This window comes from Amycolatopsis sp. NPDC005961 (assembly GCF_040629235.1).
GTDB lineage: Bacteria > Actinomycetota > Actinomycetes > Mycobacteriales > Pseudonocardiaceae > Amycolatopsis > Amycolatopsis camponoti.
In genome coordinates this window covers 120,388-139,714 of sequence record NZ_JBEXVF010000018.1, presented here as the reverse complement: position 1 = coordinate 139,714, position 19,327 = coordinate 120,388, and the positions used below count along the sequence as shown (strand labels likewise).

Sequence of the window (19,327 nt, the reverse complement as noted above, 5' to 3'; positions counted from 1 at the left end):
TGATGACGATGTCCCGCATTCCGGCTCTCCTCGCCGTCGCGCTCGCCGCGTCCGGTCTGGTGGTGCTGTCCGGCAGCACTCCGGCCGCGGCCGCCACCTGCCCGACGACCGCTTCCGGCGGCGCGAGCGTGCCGTTCCGGACCGTCGAAGCCGAGTGCTCGGCGACGAACGGCTCGGCCGTCGGCCCCGACTACACCCAGGCTTCGATCGCCTCGGAAGCCTCCGGGCGGCAGGCCGTGCGGATCACGACCGGCCAGTACGTCGAGTTCACGCTGCCCGCGGCGGCCAACTCGATCAACGTTCACTACAACCTCCCCGACGGCTCGTCCGGCCGGCTTTCGGTGTCCGTCAACGGGTCCAAGCTCGCGCTACCGGTGACGTCGCGCTACACCTATGTGGACACCGGCTTCATCACCGGTTCGAAGACGCACCACTTCTTCGACGACGCCCGAGTGCTGTTCGGGCAGAACTTGGCGGCGGGTGCGAAGGTCCGAGTGCAGGCCGACTCGGGTGATGTCGGCCAGGCGACCATCGACCTCGCGGACTTCGAGCAGGTCGGCGGCGCGGGCTCGAAGCCTGCCAACGCGCTCTCGGTGACCGACTACGGGGCCACGGCGAACGACTCGTCGGACGACTCACAGGCGTTCCGCAACGCGCTGTCGGCGGCGCGTTCGCAGGGTCGCGAAGTCTGGGTCCCGTCCGGCCGGTTCGAGATCGGGTCGGCGCTGCAGATCGACCAGACCACGGTCCGCGGCGCCGGGCCGTGGTACACGGTGTTGCACGGCAACAACATCTTCAACAACGGCAGCGCGTCCGGGAACATCAAGCTGTACGACTTCGCGGTGTTCGGCGACGTCACCGAGCGCAACGACGGCAGCCCGGACAACGCATTCCACGGCGTCCTCGGCACCGGCTCGGTCGTCAGCGGCCTGTGGATCCAGGACACGAAGTGCGGGCTGTGGCTGATGAACGGCGCGTCGTCGAACCTCACCATCGAGAACAACCGCATCCTCGACACGCAGGCCGACGGCGTGAACTTCGACGGCGCCGTCACGAACTCGACGTTGCGCAACAACTACCTGCGCAACAACGGCGACGACGGGCTGGCCCTGTGGTCGAACGGCCAGGCCGACTCGGGCAACTCGCTGGTGAACAACACGGTCGTGCAGCCGAACCTGGCCAACGGGATCGCGCTCTACGGCGGCTCGAACAACACGGTGAGCGGTAACCTCGTCCAGGACACCAACGCCCTCGGTGGTGGCTACCTGGTGGCGAACCGGTTCAACTCGGTGCCGCTCGGTGGCACGGTCACGCTGTCGAACAACACGGCACTGCGGGCCGGGGCCCTCGACCCGAACTGGCAGTTCGGCGTCGGGGCGCTGTGGTTCGACGCGCGCGACCAGGCGATCACCGGCGTCACGATCCGGGTCACCGGGTTCACCGCGATCCAGAGCCCGTACGAGGCGATCCAGTTCATCGACGGCAACGGGCAGGGCAAGCAGATCCAGGGCATCACGCTCGACGGCGTCACCGTGCAGGGCGCCGGGACGTTCGTGGCGCAGTCGCAGACGCAGGGTTCGGTGTCGATCAGCAACCTGACCGCGTCCGGCGTCGGCGTGACCGGGACGTACAACTGCCCGTACCCGACGTCGATCCCGCGGATGACGTTCAGCGGGTCCGGCAACAGCGGCTGGACCGGCACCTGGGGCGACTGCTCGACGTGGCCCGCGCCGAACTCGGGACCGCCGCAGCCGCCCACGTCCGGCAGCAACCTCGCGCGCGGCAAGGCGATCAGCGCGTCGGCGTCCGTCGGTGGCTTTCCGCCGTCGAACGCGGTGGACGGTGACGCGAACTCGTACTGGGAGAGCGCGAACAACGCGTTCCCGCAGACGCTGACGGTGGACCTGGGCGCGGCGGCGTCGATCAACAAGGTGACGCTGAAGCTGCCGCCGTCGTCGGCGTGGGGTGCGCGGACGGAGACGGTGACGATCTCCGGCAGTACGGACGGCGGTTCGTACACGACGCTGGTGGGTTCGCGCGGCTACGCGTTCGACCCGGCATCCGGCAACACGGCGTCGGCTTCCTTCGCGGCGACGTCCCAGCGTTTCGTGCGGCTGACGTTCACCGGCAACACGGGCTGGCCCGCGGGTCAGGTGTCCGAGTTCGAAGTGGCGGCTTCGTAGCTCGGTCAGCCGGCAAGCCCGTACCGGTACCTGACACCGGTACGGGCTTGTCATACTTTTGCGCCCAGTTGCTGTAAAGTTTCACTCATGACGCGTCGTCTTGCCGAAGTCGCCCGCCAGGTCGGGGTCAGCGAAGCCACGGTCAGCCGGGTGCTCAACGGCCGGTCCGGGGTGTCCGCCAGCACCCGGGCCGCCGTGCTCACCGCGCTGGACGTGATGGGCTACGAACGCCCCACCCAGCTGCGCGGCGAGCGGGCCCGCCTGGTCGGGCTGGTGCTGCCGGAGCTGCAGAACCCCATCTTCCCCGCGCTGGCCGAGATCATGGGCAACGCGCTCGCGCAGCAGGGGTTCACGCCGGTGCTGTGCACGCGGACCGCGGGCGGGGTGTCGGAGGCGGAGTACGTCGAGCTGCTCCTGCAGCAGCAGGTGTCGGGCGTGGTGTTCGCCGGCGGGCTGTACGCGCAGGCGGACGCGGTCCACTCGCACTACCACCACCTCGTCGAGCGGCGGCTCCCGACGGTGCTGATCAACGCGGCGGTCGACCACCTCGGGCTGCCCCAGGTGTCGTGCGACGACGCGGTGGCCGTCGAGCAGGTCGTCGGGCACCTCAGTTCGCTCGGGCACGAGAAGATCGGGCTGGTCCTGGGGCCGTCGGACCACGTGCCGTCGCAGCGCAAGCTCGAGGCGTTCCAGTCGTACGCGGCGAAGCTCGGGTTGCCGGTACTGGACGAGCTGGTGGAGCACGGCATGTTCTCGATCGAGGGCGGCCACGCGGCGGCGGCCCGCCTGTACCCCCGCGGCGCGACGGCGGTGCTGTGCGCGAGCGACCTGCTCGCCCTGGGCGCGGTGCGCGCGGCGCGTCGGCAGGGGTTGTCGGTGCCGGAGGACATCTCAGTGGTCGGCTACGACGACTCGGCGTTGATGAACTGCACCGACCCGCCGCTGACGACCACCCGGCAGCCGATCGAGGCCATGGGGCGGGCAGTGGTGGAGCTGCTGGTGAAGCGGATCAACGGCGGCGAGGTGGCGGCGGAGGAGCTGCTGTTCGCCCCAGAACTGGTGGTCCGCGGCTCCACCGCCCGCCGCACGACATAGGTTTCGCCCACCCGGCGCGACGGCTCCCGAGCCGTCGCGCCTTTTTCGCGCGCCCGGCCGGACGACACGCGTGACCAGACGGTCGACACGCGTGATCCGGAAGTCGACACGCGTGATTGGAGGGTCGACACGGCGCCGCGGTCGTGTCGACCCCTCAATCACGCGAGTTGACCCCTCAATCACGCGTGTCGACTGCCCAGTCACGCGTGTCGTTCGCCTGGGCACGCGAGCACTCGCGGCCTGTTCGTAACTTGCAACTTCTCGTCGTCTTATTGCGTCGATCTGCTCTGACACTTTAGAGTGACCGCAATCACGTGACAGCCGTCGCGACCCGAGAAGAGGCTTGAGATGAGCAGTCCCTGGTCCCGAACCGTGCCCCGCCGAATGTTCTGCCTGCTGGCCGCAGGTGGCCTCGCACTGGGGGTGGCCGCCTGCGGTGACGACGGCACCGCCGCCGCGCCCGGGGGCAAGGTGAAGATCACGGTCACCGGCCAGCCGCCGACCAGCCAGCCGTTCGAGCGCAGCGTGTTCGACGCCGACGTCAAGGAGTTCGAGGCTTCCCACCCGAATATCCAGATCGAGCCCCACGAGGGGTTCATGGACCCGAAGACGTTCTCCGCGAAGCTCGCCGGCGGGCAGCTCGAGGACGTCTACTACGTCTACTTCACCGACCCGGCCCAGATCATCGCGCGCCGTCAAGCCGCCGACATCACGGAAGCCGCGAAGAGCGTTCCGCACATCAACGACATCAAGCCGGAACTGCTGGACAACTTCCGTGACGCGAGCGGCAAGCTCTACGGCCTGCCGACGATGAACTACACGATGGGCCTGGTCTACAGCCGCCCGCTGTTCCAGAAGGCCGGGCTCGACCCGGACAAGCCGCCGACCACCTGGGACGAGGTCCGCGCGGACGCGAAGAAGATCGCCGCGCTGGGCAACGGCACCGTCGGGTACGCCGACTACAGCAAGAACAACCAGGGCGGCTGGCACATGACCGGCTGGATGTACTCGATGGGCGGCGACATCGCCCGCAAGGACGGCGACAAGTGGGTCGCCGACTTCGACAACGAAAAGGGCAAGCAGGCCCTCCAGTACCTGCACGACATGCGCTGGACCGACAACTCCATGGGCGCCAAGCAGCTCCTCGAAGCCACCGACGTCCAGCGCATGATGGGCGCCGGCCAGCTCGGCATGTACATGGCCGCCCCCGACAACGTTCCCGTGCTGGTCAAGCAGTTCAACGGCAAGTACGAGGACTACGGCATCGCCGGCATGCCCGGCGGCCAGGGCACGCTGCTCGGCGGCGAGGGCTACATGATCAACCCGAAGGCCTCGCCGGACAAGGTCAAGGCCGGCCTCGAGTGGATCCAGTGGAAGTACCTCAACCCGGACCGCTTCGAGAAGCACATCCAGCAGTACGTCGACGGCAAGCAGCCGGTCGGCCTGCCCGCCGAGCCGACGCCGGACGTCTGGACGGGCGCGGTCCGCGACCAGCAGCTGACCCTGAAAGCCAAGTACGCCAACGTTCCCGCGAAGAACTACCAGTCCTACGTGGACACCACCAGCAAGATCAAGGGCAGCATCGAGCCGCCGGGCGCGCAGCAGATCTACGCCGCGCTCGACAGCGTGATGCAGGCGGTCCTCACCGACCAGAACGCGAACCTCGACCAGCAGCTGTCGTCCGCGTCCTCGAAGGTCAACAGTGTCCTCGCCCAGGTCAAGTAGCCTGCTCGCCTGGCCCGCGACGTCGTCGTCGCGGGCCGGGCGCCCGGCCGTCTCGCAAGAAGAACGCCGCCGCACCCGGCTCAAGCGCAAGCTCAAGGAGAACCTCACCGCGTACGGCCTGCTCTGCGCCGCGCTCGTGGTGTTCGCGCTCTTCTCCTGGTACCCGATCGTGCGCGGCGTCCTGCTGAGCTTCCAGCAGGTCGACTTCGTCAACGCGCCGACGTGGGTCGGGTTCGACAACTTCGAGCGGCTCTTCGCCGATCCGCTGTTCGGCGTCGCCTGGCGCAACACCCTGCTGTTCACCGGATTGGCGCTGGTCTTCGGCTTCGCCGTCCCGTTCCTGACGGCCGTGCTGCTCAACGAGATCCGGCACGCCAAAGCGTTCTTCCGGCTCGCCGTCTACCTGCCGGTGATGCTGCCGCCGGTCGTCACGGCGCTGATGTGGAAGTGGTTCTACGACCCGGGTCCCGGCCTCTTCAACTCCGCGCTCGGCGCGGTCGGCCTGCCCGGCGGCCAGTGGCTCGACTCCTCCACGACCGCGATGCTGTCGCTGGTCTTCGTGTCGACGTGGGCCAACATGGGCAGCACCACGCTGATCTACCTGGCCGCGCTCGGCACGATCCCCGGCGAGCTCTACGAAGCCGCCGAACTGGACGGCGCCGGGCTGTGGAAACGCCTGCGGCACGTGACGTTCCCGCAGACGCGGTTCGTGCTGCTGGTGCTCCTGCTGCTGCAGATCGTCGCGACCATGCAGGTGTTCACCGAGCCGTACGTGATGACCGGCGGCGGACCCGACGACTCGACGGTCACCGTACTCCTGCTGCTCTACCGCTACGCCTTCGTCTACAACGACTTCGGCTCGGCGAGCGCCATGAGCCTGCTGCTGTTCATCGCGCTCGGCGTGTTCTCGGCGTGGTACGTCCGGCTGACGCGGAAGGCGGACCAGTCATGAGAACCCTCGTCTCGCCCGGCGCGCTGCGCAGCCCGCGCGGCAAGGTCGTGTACGGCGTCGTCTTCGCGTGCACGCTCGTGGTGTTCCTCCTGGCCTTCATGTTCCCGCTGTACTGGGTCGTCACGGGCGCGATGAAGTCTCCGCAGGAGCTGGCGCAGACGCCGGCGACGCTCATCCCGCACGAGTGGCACCCGGAGACCTTCGCCGACGCCTGGGACCAGCTGAGCCTGGGCAAGTACTTCCTCAACACGCTCGTCGTCGCCGGCGGCGCGTGGCTGGCGCAGCTGGCCATCGACGTCCCGGCCGCGTTCGCGCTGTCGAAGCTGCGCCCGAAGTTCGGCAACGTCGTGCTGGGTCTCATGCTGGCGACGCTGATGCTGCCGGCCACGGCTCTGCTCGTCCCGACGTACGTGACGGTGACGGACCTGCCGCTGCTGCACCTCAACCTGATCAACTCGCCGACCGCGGTCTGGCTCCCGGCGGCGGCGAACGCGTTCAACATCTACCTGCTGAAGCGGTTCTTCGACCAGATCCCGGACGAGCTGATCGAGGCGGCGCGCATCGACGGCGCCGGGCCGGTGCGCACGCTCTGGCGGATCATCCTGCCGATCTCGCGGCCGATCCTGGCCGTGGTGTCGATCCTCGCGGTGGTCACCGCGTGGAAGGACTTCATCTGGCCGCTGCTGGTGTTCCCGGACACCGAAAAGCAGACGCTCTCGGTGATGCTGCAACGGGTGGCGATCGACATGCCGCTCAACGTGCTCGTCGCCGGGATGGTGCTGGCCAGCCTGCCGATGGTGGCGCTGTTCCTGGCGTTCCAGCGGCAGATCCTCGCCGGGCTGACCGCCGGCAGCATCAAGGGCTGAGCCGGGTTTTCACGACGACTAGGAGGGCACTTTCGTGACCGACAAGACCGGCTGGTGGCGGAGCGCGGCGATCTACCAGGTCTACATCCGCAGCTTCGCGGACGGCAACGGCGACGGCGTCGGCGACCTCGCCGGCGTCCGCGCCCGGCTGGACCACCTGGCCGACCTGGGAATCGACGCGATCTGGTTCACCCCGTGGTACCCCTCGCCGATGGACGACGGCGGCTACGACGTCGCCGACTTCCGCGACATCGAGCCGCTCTTCGGCACGCTCGCCGAGGCGGAGGACCTGATCGCCGAGGCGCACGCGCGCGGCATCCGGGTGATCATCGACATCGTGCCCAACCACTGCTCCGACGAGCACCGGTGGTTCCAGGCCGCGCTCGAAGCGGGCCCGGGATCGCCGGAGCGGCAACGGTTCTGGTTCCGGCCGGGCCGCGGGCCGGACGGGTCCGAGCCGCCGAACAACTGGAAGTCGCGCTTCGGCGGGTCCGCGTGGACCCGCGTGGCGGACGGCGAGTGGTACCTGCACCTCTACAGCTCTCGCCAGCCCGACTTCAACTGGGACAACCCGGAGATCCGCACGGAGTTCGAGGACGTGCTGCGGTTCTGGTTCGACCGCGGGGTCGACGGCTTCCGCATCGACGTCGCCGACGGGCTCGTCAAGGACCCGCGGCTGCCCGACGTCGACGAGGGCGACGAGACGCCGTTCTCCGACATGGAGGGCCTGCACGAGATCTACCGGTCGTGGCGCAAGATCGCCGACAGCTACGCGGGCGAGCGCGTGCTGGTCGGCGAGATGTGGCTGCCGGACATGTCCCGCGCGGCGCGCTACCTGCGCCGCGACGAGCTGCACTCGGCGTTCAACTTCGACTTCCTGGTGTGCCCGTGGGAGGCGCCGCGCTTCCGGGACGTCATCTCCCGGACGTTGCGCGCGCACGACGAGGTCGGCGCCCCGGCGGCGTGGGTGCTGTCGAACCACGACGTCACCCGGCACGTCACGCGGTACGGCCGTCAGGGCGACACGGGTTTCTCGTTCGCCAACCGGCTGCACGAGCTGCCGGTGGACCTCTCACTCGGCACCCAGCGGGCGCGGGCGGCGGCGCTGCTGACGCTGGCCCTTCCCGGTGGCCTGTACGTCTACCAGGGCGAAGAGCTGGGGCTGTGGGAGGTCCTGGACATCGCGGACGACCTGCGCCAGGACCCGGTGTGGGCCCGCACGAACGGCGCCGACCCGGGCCGCGACGGCTGCCGGGTGCCGATCCCGTGGTCGGGCGACGAGCCGCCGTTCGGGTTCGGTTCCGGTGACGCGTGGCTGCCGCAGCCGGAGGAGTGGAAGGCCTACACGGCTTCGGCCGAAGCGGCGGACCCGGAGTCGATGCTGTCGCTGTACCGCGACGGCCTGCGGCTCCGGCGTGACCTGCCGGCGGGTGAGCTGGAGTGGCTCTCCCTCGGCGACGACGTGCTGGCGTTCCGGATCGGGACGGGGTTCACCTTCGCGCTGAACTTCTCGGCCGCCCCGGTGCCCCTGCCGTCGGGTGAGGTGCTGCTGGCGAGCGGCCCGGTCGACGCGCAGCTGCCCACCGATACCGCGGTGTGGCTGCGGTCCTGAAACGCACCGGAGGCCGTCACGGAGCGGACTCGGCGGCGGCCTCCGGTGGATCAAGCCCTACTTCGTGAGCTGCAGGACGTCGATGCCCCGGGCGTTGTCCGCGACGTAGACGTACTTGCCGTGCCAGTACGGCGCCCACGCGCTCGCGTCGCCCGGGCGGTAGTAGGCGATCTGGCGCGGGTTCGTCGGGTCGCTGACGTCGAGGAACCGCGTGCCCTGCGAGTAGAACGACTGCACCAGGATCTTGCCGCGGACGTCGAAGTAGTGCGCCGAGCAGTCGTCCGACGCCGGGTCGCTGCCCTCCTGGCCGTTGACGCTCCAGGTGCCGACGCTCTGCAGCCGGAAGGGCTGCGAAGGCGTCGAACGCCAGCCTTCGCCGTGGTACGAACCGGCGAGCGACGAGATCGTCAGGACGCCGTCGCCCGCGCAGCCGTCGACGAAGTTCTCTTCCGTCGCGTAGATCAGGTCCTGGCCGCGCCACGCGCCGTCGCCGACGCGGTGGCCCGCCGGGTGGAAGCTGTTGTGCATGAACCGCGAGGGCGCCGCCGTCTCGGCGATGCCGCCGCCGGCGTACGGGATCGGCTCGTGCGCGGTCGCGCGCCGGATCTTGTTCGTGAGCGGGTCGCGGTGGACCCCGTTGGTCCAGTAGCCGCGCACGCCGCCGCGCCCGGACACCCAGGCCACGCCGTTGCCGTCCACCTGGACGTCGTGCACGTAGTCGGTCTTGCCGTCGTTGCGGGCCAGCTCGATCGGCTGCGGGTTCACCTTCGGGTGCCGCGGGTCGCGGATGTCGGTGACCCAGATCGGGCGGCCACCCCAGTCGGCGGGCTGGTCGTCGGCCTTCGCCGGGCCGCCGGTCCACAGGTACCGGCAGCCGTCGACGCAGCTGGTGGTGTGCCCGGCCGGGACCTTCGTGTAGCTGATGATCGCCGGCGCTTCGGGCTTCGAGACGTCGACGACGTAGATGCCGGACTCGCCGGTGTGCGTCGTGCCGCCGAACGCGCGCGGGTCGCGGGAAAGGAACACCAGCTTGCGGGCCGGGTCGACCTCGGTGTCCTCGGTCTCCCACAGCCCGGGCAGGCTGACCTGCCCGACCAGCTTCGGCGCGGCCGGGTTCTTCGTCAGGTCGTAGACCTTCAGCCCGAACTCGCCGGACACGACCATGACGTCGCGGCGGCCGTAGTCGAGGAAGTTGACCGAGATGGCGCCGGCGGCGTCGGGCACGCTGCCGACGGCCTTGACGTTCTTGATCGCCCCCGGATCGCCCAGGGTGCGCGCGGCGGGAACCGCGGGTTTGTCGTCCTCGCCGCAGGCGGCGGCCGGAAGCCCGGTCGCGACCAGCGTGGCGCTGACGGTGACGGCGGCGAAGCACGACCGGAGCCAGGTGCGCACGAAACCTCCCAGAACGCGTGATCCCGGGGAACGGTACGACGGAGATCAACCGGACACAACCGCCTTTGGTTGCCTCCTGACTGGTAGGACTGGCTCATGCGCCTGCTCGCCCTGCTCGCCGTCCTGGCCCTCGCCGTCACGGGCTGTTCCGGTTCCGACGCCGCCCGGCCCGGCGTCCTGTCCGCCGGCCTCCGCGAGCCCGCGACGCTGCTGCCCGCCGACGTCGCCGACTCGGCGGGCCGGCTGGTGACCGGGGCGCTGTGGACCCCGCTCGCCGACTACGACGCGGCGACCGGGAAGCTCACGCCGCGCGCGGCCGAGTCGATCGAGAGCACCGACCGGGTGCACTGGACGGTCAAGCTGCGCCCGGCGGCGTTCCACGACGGCACCCCGGTGACCGCGCAATCCTATGTGGACACGTGGCGCGCGATCGCCGCTTCGCAGTGGGCCGCCGCGCCGGTGTTGACGAAGTTGTTGCGCGCCCGCGAGATCACGGCGTCCACTCCGGACACCATCACCCTTGTCCTGGATCGCCCGTCCGGCCAGGTGCCGGCGTTGCTCTCGGCGCCGGGCCTGGTGCCGCTGCCCGCGTCGGTGCTCGCCTCCCACGACTGGAAGGGCTTCGCCGCGGCACCCGTCGGCAACGGCCCGTACCGGCTCGACGGCGCGTGGCGGCCCGGCTCCGGCGGCACGCTGAAGCGCGTCGGTTCCGGGCAGGCCGAGGAGATCGAGCTGCGCGTCGGCGATCCGACGGCCCAGTACGACGCGGTCAAGGCGGGCACGCTGGACCTCGCCACCGAGGTCCCCGGCGAGAAGCACGACGCCATGCACGGCGACTTCGACGACGGCCACCACGCGACCTGGGCGCTGCCGCGGGCCGGCTACCTGGCGTTCCCGGTGGCGAACCCCCGCTTCGCGGACGCGACGGTCCGCCACGGCTTCGCACTGGGCGTCGACCGCGCGGCCCTCGAAGCCGGGCCGCTCGCCCACCAGGTCGACCCGGCCAAGGCGTTGCTGCCCCCGGCGGACACGCCCGGCGAGCGATCGGGCACGTGCCGCCCGTGCAGCTTCGACGCGGCGGCGGGCAAGGCCCTCCTGCAGCAGGCGGCCTTCCCCGGCGGCGCGACCGTCTACTTCGGACCTTCGACCGAGGCCTGGACGCGGACACTGGTCGTCGGCCTGCACAAGTCGCTGGACGTTTCGGTGACCGCGCAACCTTTGTCCGGCCCGCCGGACGGACCGTCCACACTGGACGTCTCACTGGCCACCGCGAGCCCGTACGAGCTGCTGTCGACGCTGGCCGCGGAGTCGGGGTACACCGACGAGGTGTTCCGCCAGAACCTGGCACTCGCGGACGCGGCGGCGACCCCGGAGGAGGCGGGCGAGCTGTACCGGCTGGCGGAGAACCAGCTGCTGCGCGACCTCCCGGTGGCCCCGCTGTGGTCCGGCCACGGCCACGCAGTCTGGGCACCCCGCGTCCACGACGTCCTGACGACGCCGTTCACCGGCCCGGTACTGGCCGGAATCGGGGTCTCGTGACCTGGGACCCGGCGCCGCTGCCCGAGGTCGTCGAACTGTTCTCGCGCATCCGCGCGCCCTGGTGGATCGCGGGCGGCTACGCGATCGAGCTGGCGGTCGGGCACGCGTTCCGCAACCACGGCGACGTCGACGTCCTGCTCCTCCGGCGCGACCAGCTCGCGGTCCAGGAGGCGCTGGCGACGTGGGAGTGGTGGGCGGCGGACCCGCCCGGCACGCTCCGGCCGTGGCGGCGCGGCGAGCTGCTGCCCCCCGGCGTCGACGACATCTGGTGCCGCCCGTCGGCGTCGGCGCCGTGGCGGATCCAGGTCATGCTCGACGAGACCGAAGGCGACTCGTGGGTCTCTCGCCGGGACCCGGCCGTGCGGCGGGCCGTCACCGAGCTGGGCGCGGTCACGGCGGACGGAATCCCCTACCTGGCAACGGAAGTCCAGCTTTTCGTCAAGGCCCGGCACCCCCGCCCCAAGGACGAGCTGGACTTCTTGGCGGCGCTGCCGGTGCTGGCTCCCGCGCACCGGCAGTGGCTGGCTGATACCCTCCGGCAGACGTTCGGCGAGCACCCCTGGCTGGATCGCCTCTAGACCGTGGCGTGCTCGACCAGGGTGTCGATGAACGCCGTGGTCAGCGGGTCCGGAGCGGCCCGCGTGTAGGCCGCCAACGTCCGGCGCACCGGTGTCGAAGGCCGCAGGACTCCCCCCTCGAACCTCACCGGCAGGACGTTCGCCGGGACCAGCGCCGGGCCGAGGCCCGCCGCCGCGAGGATCGGAGCCGCCGCCGTCTGCTCGGTGCGGACCGCCGCTCGCGGACGGAACCCCGCCGCCGCGCACGCCGCGTCGACCAGCTCCGCCAGGCCGTTGCCCGGCGCGTAGTGCACCCACGCGCAGTCGGCGAGGGTCGCGAGGTCGACGACACCCGTGGGGGAAGCCTCCGAAGCGCCGTCCGCCGGGAGCACCACCACGAACTCCTCCACGCCCAGCTCCCGCACCGGCCCGGTCCAGCCCGGCGGCAGCGGCCCGAGCGCGACATCGGCCTCGCCCGCGGCCATCGCGTCGCGCAGCTCGTCGGCGTGGCGGAACTCGATCAGCCGGACGTCGACGCCGGGCCGGTCGCGCCGCCACACGCGCAGCGCCGGCGGCAGCACGCCGAGACTCATCGAGTAGACCGTCGCGACCTGCAGCTCCCCCGCCGTCGTGCCGGACGCGAGCCGGGCCGCGCAGCGCGCTCGTTCGGCGTCGGCCAGCGCCGCCCGCGCGTGCGGCAGCATCGCCCGGCCCATCGGCGTGAGCCGGACGGTCCGGGGCAGCCGTTCGAGCAGCGGCCCGCCGAGGCCCTGTTCGAGGGCCCGCATCTGGTGCGACAACGCGGGCTGCGTCACGTGCAGCTGCTCGGCCGCGCGCGTGAACGAGCCGGTGTCGACCACCGTGACCAGGTACTCGAGCTGCCGCAGGCTTGTCATGAGCAGAGTTTATCGCCATGGTAAGAACTAAGCCTTGGACTTATCACGAGGACGTGACCAGGCTGGAGGACATGGAACGCAAGACAGCCCTGGTCGCCGGGGCGAACGGGATCATCGGCCGGAACCTCGTCGAGCACCTGCGGGCGGACGGGCGCTGGGACGTCATAGGGCTTTCCCGCCGCGGTGGTCTCGCCGTCGACCTGCTCGACGCCGCCGACACGCGGGCGAAGGTCGGCGCGCTGAGCGGCGTCACGCACCTCTTCTACGCGGCGTACCAGGATCGGCCGACGTGGGCCGAGCTGGTCCCGCCGAACCTGGCGATGCTGACGAACCTCGTCGGCGCCCTGGACCCGGCCGCGCTCGAGCACGTCAGCCTGATGCAGGGGTACAAGGTCTACGGCGCGCACCTCGGCCCGTTCAAGACGCCGGCGCGCGAGACCGACGCCGGGCACATGCCACCGGAGTTCAACGTCGACCAGCAGCAGTTCCTCGAGCGGTGGGGAGGTTCCTGGTCGGCGATCCGGCCGTCGGTGGTCGGCGGCACGGCGCTGGGCAACCCGATGAACCTGGCGCTGGTGATCGCGGTGTACGCGTCGATCTCGAAGGAGCTCGGCCTGCCGCTGCGGTTCCCGGGCAAGCCCGGCGCGTACGACAGCCTGCTGGAGATGACGGACGCGGGCCTGCTGGCTTCGGCCACGGTGTGGGCGACGGGCCAGGAGGGAGCGTTCAACATCGCGAACGGCGACCTGTTCCGGTGGAGCGAGCTGTGGCCGAAGCTGGCGGCGTACTTCGGCCTCGAAGCCGCGCCCCCGCTGCGAATGTCCCTTGTGGACGTGATGACCGACAAGGATCCACTGTGGACTTCACTCGCCGCGGAACACGGCCTAACGGCGTCCTACGCGGACGTCTCGTCGTCCTGGGCCTTCGGCGACTTCGTGTTCGGCTGGGACTACGACATGTTCGCGGACACCTCGAAGTCCCGCCGCGCGGGCTTCCACGAGTACGTCGAGACGGAGCAGATGTTCTACCGGCTGTTCGACGAGTTCCGGAAGGCGCGGGTGATCCCCTAGCCGCGGCCGATGAACGGCATGGTCGTCGCGGTGACGGTGAGGAACTGGACGTTGGCGTCCAGCGGCAGCGAAGCCATGTACCGCACCGCGTCGGCCACGTGGCGGACGTCGAACGTCGGCTCGGCGATCACCCGGCCGTCGGCCTGGGGGATGCCGGCCGCCATCCGCTCGGTCATCTCGGTGGCCGCGTTGCCGATGTCGATCTGGCCGCAGGCGACGTTCCACGCGCGGCCGTCCAGCGAGATCGACCTCGTCAGCCCGGTGACGGCGTGCTTGGTCGCGGTGTAGGCGACGGTCGCGGGGCGCGGGACGTGCGCCGAGATCGAGCCGTTGTTGATGATCCGGCCGCCGCGGGGATCCTGGTCCTTCATCAGCCTGACGGCCTGCTGCGCGCAGAGGAACATCCCGGTGAGGTTGACGTCGACCGTCCGCTTCCAGTCCTCGACGGACAGGTCGGCCACGGTCCCCGCCGCGCCGATCCCGGCGTTGTTGACCAGCAGGTCGAGCCGCCCCCACTGCTCGCGGACGGCGGCGAACAACGTGGCGACGGACTGTTCGCCGGAGACGTCGGTGGGCACGACGAGCGCACCGTCGAAGCCCGCGGCGGTTTCCTCGAGAGCGGAAGCGCGCCGCCCGGCCAGCGCGACGGACCAGCCGTCCGACAGGAGGGCCCGCGCCACCGCCCGCCCGATGCCCGAACCGGCTCCGGTCACCACCGCCGTCTTCGCCATCACGCCTCCTAGACTGTCCGCATGGGACTTCGCGAGCGCTTCCAGGCCGGGCTGGCCCGGCAACTCGGCCACCCTAGCGGCCTGCGCGGACGGCTGGTCGGGTCGGCGCTCAACCGCCGGAACCGGGAGGCGGTCGTGAAGGCGGTGGCGGCACTGGAGCTGTCGGGCCGCGAAACGGCGCTGGACATCGGCTTCGGCGGCGGCCTGGGTCTTTCCCTGCTCCTGGCGAAAGCCGGCAAAGTACACGGCGTCGAGGTGTCGGCGACGATGCTCGAGCGCGCCCGCGCGACGTTCCGCGAGGAGCTCACCACGGGCCGGCTGGTGCTGAGCGAAGGACCGATGACGGCGTTGCCCCTCGACGACGGCTCGGCCGACGCGATCGTCACGACGAACACGGTCTACTTCGTCGACGACCTCGGCGCCGCTTTCGCCGAGGTCGCCCGGGTGCTGGCCCCGGGTGGGCGCTTCGTGCTGGGCATCGGCGACCCGGACCTGATGGGCCGCGCCCGGATGCTGACCGAGAACGGCTTCCGCATCCGCCCGATCCCCGCGCTCGAAGCCGAACTGGCCGGCGCCGGGCTGACGGTGCTCCGGCACGAGAAGTTCGCCCACAGCGGGCTCGGCTTCCACCTGCTGGTCACCGGGAAATGACCCAGCGGGGCCCGACTCACCACCGGACCCCGCTGCGAACCTACTTGGGCTGGACGCCCAGCGCGGCGAGCGCCGGGCCGGCCATGATCACGCCGTTGCCCGTCACCGTGTCGAACCCGGGCGTGCCCAGGTCGATCGCCGACGACACCAGCGCGCCGCGGATCTCGGCGGGGGTCGCCGTCGGCTTGCCCGACAGCAGCAGCGCCGCGATCGCCGCCGCGTGCGGGGCCGCCGCCGAGGTCCCGTAGAACGGCTGGAAGCCCGTCACCGACGTCGCCACGCCGTCGGCCGCCGTAATGTCCGGCTTGCTGCGGGTGGTGCCACCCGTCGAAGACACGTTGCCCGGCGTGATCGCCGTGCCGTCCGCGTTGTAGAACAGGTGACGCTTGCCGTCGGAGGAGAAGCGCTCCCACTTGCTCGACGCGCTGAACAGGCCCGGGTACGGGCCCGCCGGGTTGGCCGGGTCACCGGTCTCCAGCGGCCGCGTGAACGCACCCGCCGCCGGGGCCGCCGCCACGCTGAACGCGCTCGCCGCCGACGAGTGGCCGTTCGTGACACCGTTGGTGCTGAACACCTTCAGCGAACCCGACGCCACGAACCGGCCGCGGATCACGTTGAGCGCGATGAACCGGTCGGCGCCGCTGTACTTGACCACCGCGACCTTGTAGCCGGAGCCGGTGGTGGGCACGCTCGCGATCTCGTACGGGTTCTGCGAGCCGGACTGGCCGTTCTCGCTCGAGGCGACGACGCTGCCCGCCGAGTTCAGGATGAACAGGTCGTAGTCGTTGGCGGACTTGCCCCACGGGTCGGACCAGAACAGCGTCACGGGCTTGCCGAGCGAGCCGGCCGAAAGCGCGTCGAAGTTCTGCGTCGTGGTGCTCGGGTCGAAGTCGTGCGGGGTTCCGGTGACGCCGCTGATCTTCGACGACGACGCACGGAAGTCGCCTTCGTAGTAGCCGCTGGTGCCGTCGGTCGCGTTGCCCGAGTTGCCGGCCGAGGAGAAGTACAGGACGCCGGCCGCGGTGACCTCGTTGACCGCCTGCGCGACCTGCGTGTCCTGGAACGGCGACTCGTCGAAGTAGGCGACGTCGTCGACGATGATCGTGCAGTGGCCGGTGGTGCGCAGCGCGCGGATGTTCGCGGCGAAACTGGCCTCACTGGTGAACGCGGTCGCGAAGCCGAGGGCGGCGTTCGGCGCGAGGTCGTGGACGATCTCGAGCATCGCGGTGCCCTCGTCGCCGCTGCCCTTCTGTCCGGACAGGACGTCAACGGTGGGCAGTTCACCGGCGCTCTGCGACTTCGCGAGCGAGTCGACGCCGTCGGAGAGCACGCAGACCTTCACGCCGGAACCGCTGACGCCGTAAGTGGTGCGGGCGGCGTCGGCACCGTGCGCCTTGTCGCCTTCGGACACCTGGGTCGCGGCGGCTTGTGCGGCCGCGACCCGGAAGTCCCGGTTGCCCTCCTCGCGCCAGGTCGTGGCCTGCGCGGCCGGCTTGACCTCGGCGACATCGGCGCGGCCCGCGATGGCGTCGACGGCGGACAGCGGGAGGTCGGCACGAACGCCGCCGGGCGAGGCGAAGCGGACGGTGCCCCCGGCCGCCTCGACGGCGTTCGCGACGGCCTGGTCACGGGTGGCGGTGATCTCGACCGAGACGGTGCCGGAGGCGCTGACGCCGACGCCCGAGCGGTAGTCGGGCAGCTTCGCGGCGAGGGTCCGATCGCCCCGCAACCGCTTCTCGACGACGAGCTGGCTCGATTGCTTGCGCTCGGCCGGGGTGAGGCTCTTCTTGATGCTCTGGAGCGCGCTGATGCCGGCTTCGGTGCGCGCGGCGGCCGCGTCCACCGTGGACGGCTGCGCCACCGAAACCCCCGTGGTCAGCAGCAACGCACCGACCGTCAGCGGAACCGCGTGCGCGGCGACCCGGCTGAATCTCACCATCGATTTCTCCCTGCGCTACTCGGTCACTCGACCGAATGACACCCAACCGGGTGTAATGGGGAGAATCTAAGGAGTGACCGCACGCCGGACCAGCGACCAAAGTCGGGAACGTAGCGCCGCCCACATGCTGGAACGCCCCTGGGGAACATGAGAAAGATTCGTCCCCAGCAGGACGAGCGGTCTCAGGGCCCACGCCCACACCCCCACCGCCCCGATCCGGCGGCCGTGGTGACAATCAAGCTTCGGGGCGAAGTCGCGGCCGCTAGGGTCGACGGATGATTGACTTCTCCAAGAACACGGTCTTCAAGCTCGCCCCGTGCAATCCCCAGGACATCGCGCCGACGGTGCAGCCGATCATCATCCACGGCGAACAGGTGATGGCCTGTTTCAAAGCCGTTCGCGACTTCGTGGTGTTCACCGACAAGCGCCTGATCGCGGTGAACGTCCAAGGCGTCACGGGCAAGAAGAAGGACTTCACTTCGCTGCCCTACAGCAAGATCCAAGCGTTCTCGATCGAAACGGCGGGCACCTTCGACCTGGACGCCGAGCTCGATCTCTGGTTCAGCGGCCTCGGCAAGGTCCGCTTGGAGTTCAAGGGCAGCGCGGACATCCGCCAACTGGGCCACCTGATCGCATCCCACGTGCTCTGACAACCTGCCCTGACCGGCGAACCCGCCGGCCAGGGCCGATCAATCACATATTGATCATGTGCCCGGCCAGCCCGTGCAGAGCTTCCTTGACCGCCTCGCCCAGCGTCGGATGCGCGTGCACGTTCCGAGCCGCCTCGTGCACGGTCAAATCCCACTGCTGAGCCAAAGTGAGCTCCGGCAGCAACTCGGTGACGTCCGGCCCGATGAGATGCCCGCCGATCAGCTCCCCGTGCGTGCGATCACTGATCAGCTTGACGAACCCCCCGGCATCCCCCAGCCCCTGCGCCTTCCCATTGGCGGTGAACGGGAACTTCGCCACCTGGACGTCGAACCCCTTCTCCCGAGCCTGTTCCTCGGTCCACCCGAAGCTCGCGATCTGGGGCTGGCAGTAAGTAGCCCGCGGGATCATCGGAAAATCGAGCTCCATGGTCTCCGCACCGGCGATCGTCTCCGCCGCGACGACACCCATGGACTCGGAAGCATGAGCCAGCATCAACTTCGCCGTCACGTCACCGATCGCGAAGATGTGCGGAACGTTGGTCCGCCCCCGCCCGTCGATGGCGATGGCCCCACGCTCGGTCAACGCGACACCCGTCTTCTCCAGCCCGTACCCCTCGACCCGGGGCTGGAACCCGATGGCCTGCAACACCTTGTCGGCGGAAAGGACCTGCTGCCCGTTCTTCTCCGAGGACACGGTCACCTGGACGGAAGAACCGGAGTCGTCGATCGACTCGACGCGCGTGGAAGTCAGCACCTTGATGCCCAGCTTGCGGTAGCGCCGGAAGAGCTCGGCCGAAACCTCGGCGTCCTCCAGCGGAACCATCCGGTCGAGGAACTCGACGATCGTGACGTCGACGCCGTAGTTGTGCAGCACGTAAGCGAACTCGACACCGATGGCGCCCGCACCGGCGATCACGATGCTCGACGGCAGCTCGCTCGAGAGGATCTGCTCCTCGTAGGTGACCACCCGGGAACTCCGAGAGGTCCCCGGCAGCAGCCGCGTCGTCGCACCGGTGGCGATGATGCAGTGGTCGAAGGTCACCTGCGAACCGTTCACCTCGAGGGTGTGGTCGTCGACGAACGTGCCGTGCCCCTCGATCTCGGTGATCTTGTTCTTCTTCATCAGGAAGTGCACGCCCTTGACGCGCCCGTCGGCGACCTTCCGGCTCCGCTCGTAGGCGGCCGTGTAGTCGACCCGGATCGGGCTGTCGGACGAAATGCCGAACGCCGCGGCCTCCTGCGTCACGACGTGCGCCAGCTCGGCGTTGCGCAGCAGCGCCTTCGACGGGATGCACCCGACGTTCAGGCAGACCCCGCCCCAGTACTTCTCCTCGACCACCGCGGCGCTCAGCCCCAGCTGGGACGCGCGGATCGCCGCGACGTAACCGCCGACTCCGGCCCCCAGCACGACGACATCAAAGTGTTGTGCACTCATACGCCCGAAACTACCCCTTTCGGCAGGTCCGGGC

The 19,327-nt window shown here is 70.0% G+C and carries 16 protein-coding genes; 11 read left to right on the top strand and 5 right to left on the bottom strand.

Going from position 1 to position 19,327, the window contains the following annotated elements; all coding sequences use genetic code 11:
* Positions 1-2: 2 nt before the first annotated feature.
* The 6 genes from ABZ342_RS19085 (at position 3) to ABZ342_RS19060 (ending at position 8,433) form a co-directional block, all read left to right on the top strand.
* Positions 3-2,183, top strand: coding sequence for a discoidin domain-containing protein (locus tag ABZ342_RS19085; protein WP_360474450.1), 2,181 nt, complete (start codon positions 3-5; stop codon positions 2,181-2,183).
* Between the two features lie 87 nt (positions 2,184-2,270).
* On the top strand, positions 2,271-3,278 hold the full coding sequence (locus ABZ342_RS19080; protein WP_360474447.1) for a LacI family DNA-binding transcriptional regulator: 1,008 nt from the start codon (positions 2,271-2,273) through the stop codon (positions 3,276-3,278).
* A 348-nt stretch (positions 3,279-3,626) separates the two neighbouring features.
* On the top strand, positions 3,627-5,003 hold the full coding sequence (locus ABZ342_RS19075; protein ID WP_360474444.1) for an extracellular solute-binding protein: 1,377 nt from the start codon (positions 3,627-3,629) through the stop codon (positions 5,001-5,003).
* Positions 4,981-5,955 (top strand): sugar ABC transporter permease, encoded by a 975-nt coding sequence (locus ABZ342_RS19070; protein ID WP_360474441.1) that lies wholly within the window; start codon positions 4,981-4,983, stop codon positions 5,953-5,955. Before ABZ342_RS19075 ends, ABZ342_RS19070 begins: the two co-directional genes overlap by 23 nt.
* Entirely contained in the window at positions 5,952-6,821 is an 870-nt protein-coding gene (locus ABZ342_RS19065) for a carbohydrate ABC transporter permease (protein WP_155541857.1), read from the top strand. Before ABZ342_RS19070 ends, ABZ342_RS19065 begins: the two co-directional genes overlap by 4 nt.
* 34 nt (positions 6,822-6,855) lie before the next feature.
* Positions 6,856-8,433, top strand: a complete 1,578-nt coding sequence (locus ABZ342_RS19060) for a glycoside hydrolase family 13 protein (protein WP_360474438.1) — start codon at positions 6,856-6,858, stop codon at positions 8,431-8,433.
* 57 nt (positions 8,434-8,490) lie between these two features.
* Here the strand turns inward: ABZ342_RS19060 and ABZ342_RS19055 are convergent, their stop codons facing one another.
* Positions 8,491-9,825, bottom strand: a complete 1,335-nt coding sequence (locus tag ABZ342_RS19055) for a hypothetical protein (RefSeq protein WP_360474435.1) — start codon at positions 9,823-9,825, stop codon at positions 8,491-8,493.
* 96 nt (positions 9,826-9,921) lie between these two features.
* Between ABZ342_RS19055 and ABZ342_RS19050 the strand changes: the two genes are divergently transcribed.
* Both ABZ342_RS19050 and ABZ342_RS19045 read left to right on the top strand, forming a co-directional pair.
* Positions 9,922-11,364, top strand: a complete 1,443-nt coding sequence (locus ABZ342_RS19050) for an ABC transporter substrate-binding protein (RefSeq protein ID WP_360474433.1) — start codon at positions 9,922-9,924, stop codon at positions 11,362-11,364.
* Complete coding sequence (locus tag ABZ342_RS19045; protein ID WP_360474431.1) at positions 11,361-11,942, top strand: amino acid transporter; 582 nt, start codon at positions 11,361-11,363, stop codon at positions 11,940-11,942. Before ABZ342_RS19050 ends, ABZ342_RS19045 begins: the two co-directional genes overlap by 4 nt.
* Here the strand turns inward: ABZ342_RS19045 and ABZ342_RS19040 are convergent.
* Complete coding sequence (locus ABZ342_RS19040) at positions 11,939-12,817, bottom strand: LysR family transcriptional regulator (protein WP_360474429.1); 879 nt, start codon at positions 12,815-12,817, stop codon at positions 11,939-11,941. The two genes, ABZ342_RS19045 and ABZ342_RS19040, sit on opposite strands and share 4 nt — an antisense overlap.
* A 71-nt stretch (positions 12,818-12,888) precedes the next feature.
* Here ABZ342_RS19040 and ABZ342_RS19035 point away from each other — a divergent pair, with 71 nt between their 5' ends.
* Positions 12,889-13,887 (top strand): SDR family oxidoreductase, encoded by a 999-nt coding sequence (locus tag ABZ342_RS19035; protein WP_155541852.1) that lies wholly within the window; start codon positions 12,889-12,891, stop codon positions 13,885-13,887.
* Here the strand turns inward: ABZ342_RS19035 and ABZ342_RS19030 are convergent.
* Complete coding sequence (locus ABZ342_RS19030) at positions 13,884-14,618, bottom strand: SDR family oxidoreductase (protein ID WP_360474427.1); 735 nt, start codon at positions 14,616-14,618, stop codon at positions 13,884-13,886. The genes ABZ342_RS19035 and ABZ342_RS19030 overlap by 4 nt on opposite strands.
* 21 nt (positions 14,619-14,639) lie before the next feature.
* Here ABZ342_RS19030 and ABZ342_RS19025 point away from each other — a divergent pair, with 21 nt between their 5' ends.
* On the top strand, positions 14,640-15,269 hold the full coding sequence (locus ABZ342_RS19025; RefSeq protein WP_360474425.1) for a class I SAM-dependent methyltransferase: 630 nt from the start codon (positions 14,640-14,642) through the stop codon (positions 15,267-15,269).
* A 40-nt stretch (positions 15,270-15,309) separates the two neighbouring features.
* Here the strand turns inward: ABZ342_RS19025 and ABZ342_RS19020 are convergent, their stop codons facing one another.
* Positions 15,310-17,208 (bottom strand): S8 family serine peptidase, encoded by a 1,899-nt coding sequence (locus ABZ342_RS19020; RefSeq protein WP_155541849.1) that lies wholly within the window; start codon positions 17,206-17,208, stop codon positions 15,310-15,312.
* Between the two features lie 275 nt (positions 17,209-17,483).
* Here ABZ342_RS19020 and ABZ342_RS19015 point away from each other — a divergent pair, with 275 nt between their 5' ends.
* Positions 17,484-17,858, top strand: a complete 375-nt coding sequence (locus ABZ342_RS19015) for a PH domain-containing protein (protein ID WP_155541848.1) — start codon at positions 17,484-17,486, stop codon at positions 17,856-17,858.
* 43 nt (positions 17,859-17,901) lie between these two features.
* On the opposite strand, the gene lpdA is transcribed toward ABZ342_RS19015, so the two are convergent.
* Positions 17,902-19,293, bottom strand: a complete 1,392-nt coding sequence (gene lpdA, locus ABZ342_RS19010; protein ID WP_360474422.1) for a dihydrolipoyl dehydrogenase — start codon at positions 19,291-19,293, stop codon at positions 17,902-17,904.
* Positions 19,294-19,327 lie beyond the last annotated feature (34 nt).